Annotated in this window: 2 protein-coding genes and 1 pseudogene; 1 reads left to right on the top strand and 2 read right to left on the bottom strand. The window is 74.8% G+C overall.

What is annotated here, in order from left to right; translation table 11 throughout:
• Window positions 1-69 precede the first annotated feature (69 nt).
• Both AOK16_RS22175 and AOK16_RS22180 read right to left on the bottom strand, forming a co-directional pair.
• Entirely contained in the window at window positions 70-552 is a 483-nt protein-coding gene (locus AOK16_RS22175) for a DUF456 domain-containing protein (RefSeq protein ID WP_055473938.1), read from the bottom strand.
• Between the two features lie 68 nt (window positions 553-620).
• Complete coding sequence (locus AOK16_RS22180) at window positions 621-1,736, bottom strand: helix-turn-helix transcriptional regulator (protein WP_079101656.1); 1,116 nt, start codon at window positions 1,734-1,736, stop codon at window positions 621-623.
• A gap of 272 nt (window positions 1,737-2,008) precedes the next feature.
• Between AOK16_RS22180 and AOK16_RS26795 the strand changes: the two are divergent.
• A pseudogene (locus AOK16_RS26795) lies at window positions 2,009-2,496 on the top strand (hypothetical protein); the annotation flags it as partial.

The raw sequence follows: 2,496 nt of genomic DNA on the forward strand, positions 1-2,496 counted from the left end.
CTTCACGCCGGAGCCCGTCGGCACCCTCTCCGCCGTCGACCGGCGGCTGCCCACCGGCGAAGTCGGTCCTCACGCCGCCGCGACCGCGCCCACCCACGCCCCCACCACCAGCAGGCACGCGAAGAGCTCGATCAGCACGCTGAGCCCGATCGCCCGCATCGCCACCCGCGTCGACGCCCAGGCGTTGCCGTGGTTGCCCAGCCGCACCCGCTCGGCGCCGTAGAGCCCCGCCACGAAACCGATCACCGCGCCGACCACCGGCACCACGAAGAAGCCCACGAAGGCGACCGCGCCCCCCACATAGAGCGTGCGCCAGGGAATGCCCGCCTCCTTCATGTGGCGGGTCGGGAGCAGCCACTTGAGGACCTGGTTCAGCAGCAGCACGGCCGTCGCGCCCATCAGCACCCACCACGCGAGCGTGGTCTGCTCGGTGAGCGACCACCACAGCACCCCCGCCCACACGACCGGCGGCCCCGGCACCCCCGGGACCAGCACGCCCAGGAGGCCGAGCAGCATCACCAGGCCGACCAAGACCAGCTGCCAGGTCCCCATGGGCCCAAGGGTGCGTCAGAAAGCCGCCGAGCGCGACATGTCCGCGACGGGCACCCACCCGGCAGGACTCAGCGCGGCTCGCTCTCGCGCCCGGCGGTCTCGCGGGGCTCGTCCTGGCGCGGCTCGGTTTCGCGCGGCTCGGTCTCGCCCGGCGCGGGCTGCCGCGGCACGGGCCGGCGCGCCAGATCCCCCCGCTTCACGTCCTCCCGCGACACCCACCCCAGCTCGTAGGCGTGCCAGCCGAGCTGGAGCCGGGTGGTCACGCCCGTCAGCTCCATCAGCCGCTTCACCCGCCGCTGCACCGTCCGCAGCCCGAGGTCCAGCTGCTTGGCCACGCTTGCGTCGGTCAGGCCCGCCAGCAGCAGCGACAGGATCTCCAGGTCCGCGGCGTCCGGGCCCTCGCGCTCCTCCTCGTACGGGGTGTGGTCCGCGCCCAGGCGCAGCGGCAGCGCGTCCCGCCACACCCCCTCGAACAGGCCCATCAGCGCCTCGAGCAGCCCGCCCGCGTGCACCACCAGGGCGGCGGGCTCCGAGGTGCGCCGGGTCAGCGGGACCATCGCGAGCGTGCCATCGGCGACGACCAGCTTGGTCGGCACGCGGTCGATTACCCGCACCCGCTCGTCGCGGCCCAGCGCCGCCGTCAGCTCGGCGATGCCGGTGGGGGCGGACAGCACGTCGCGTTCGATCACCACGCGGTAGCGGACACCGCGCGCCGAGGCCCGCTCCTCGGCGTGGTTCTCGCCCCCCGTGACCGTCGTCGGGTTGCCGGTGACCAGGGCGCACACCTCGTCCACCGCGCCCAGCTGGAGCTGGAGGAAGCGGTGCGCGACGGCGCTGCCGCCGGTGACCACCTCGACCAGGTCGTGCACAGCCGGCTCGGACGCCTCCGCGCGGTACTCCTGCGCGAGCAGCGCCGCCGCGAGCTCCGCCTGCTCCAGCTCGTGCCGCTGCTGGGTGAGCAGGGCGCCCAGCGCCACGGTCGGCGGGGCCGCCACCCACCGGCCGGGGCGGGTGGAGGACTGGGCGGCCAGGCCCTGCCGCTCGAGCCGGCGCAGGGTGCGTACGGCCTCCTCCTCCGGCAGCGCCAGGCGCTGCGCGAGGTCGGTGACCTCGGCCGCCCCCAGCCCCACCAAGGCGCGGTACGCCGCCTCCTGCGGCTCGTCGAGACCTATGGCGCTCAGCATCGCGTGCTCCCTCCCCGGACCACTCCGTGGCGGAAATGAGTCACGGCACAAACCCGCCGCTCAACATCATCGCCGCACTACCCGCCACTCTGCCAAGGTGTCCGCACCGCGGTACAGGCCAAAGGTCCCGGACGCCGGTCGGCGCCGGGCCTTCGGTGACGGCCTGTCATACCGAGCTGCCGCCGGGTGGGCCCTGCCGTGGGGGGAGGACCTGCTCGGCGGCTTTTTGTATGCGCTCTTCCCGGATGGGCCGGGAGATGGACAATAAGGGCATGAGTCAGCAGGGGGAGCGATGCGGCCACGAGGACGACTGGTGGCGGGAGTTGTACGACGCGGACAAGGCGGACACGGGGCCCGGCCCGGCGGCCGACTCCCTGGACGACCGCTTCTACTCGGCCGCCAGAACCTTGGACACCACCCGCACCGATCCGCCGGCCCGCCGCCGCCCTGACGCCCCACCGGGCCGCCGGGATACCGGCGGTGGTCGCGTGGAGTCGGGTCGTGCGGAGTCCGGCCGTGCCGAGTCCAGTCGCCTTGAGTCCGGTCGTGTCCATCCCGGCCGCCCGGATCCCGGCCGCCCGGACCCCGGTCGTATCGAGTCCTGCCGTGCCGAGCCGCGGCACCCCGGCCCCGATCTGCCGCAGCGCGCCGCCGAAGAGGGCGAGTGGTGGCAGAGCACCCCGCCGGCGCTCGGCCGGGACCGGGCGGACTCGCCCCCCGTGGCCTGGCCGGAGCCGACGTGGCCGGAGCCGGCCTGGCC

The organism is Streptomyces pathocidini, assembly GCF_001418495.1.
Lineage (GTDB): Bacteria > Actinomycetota > Actinomycetes > Streptomycetales > Streptomycetaceae > Streptomyces > Streptomyces pathocidini.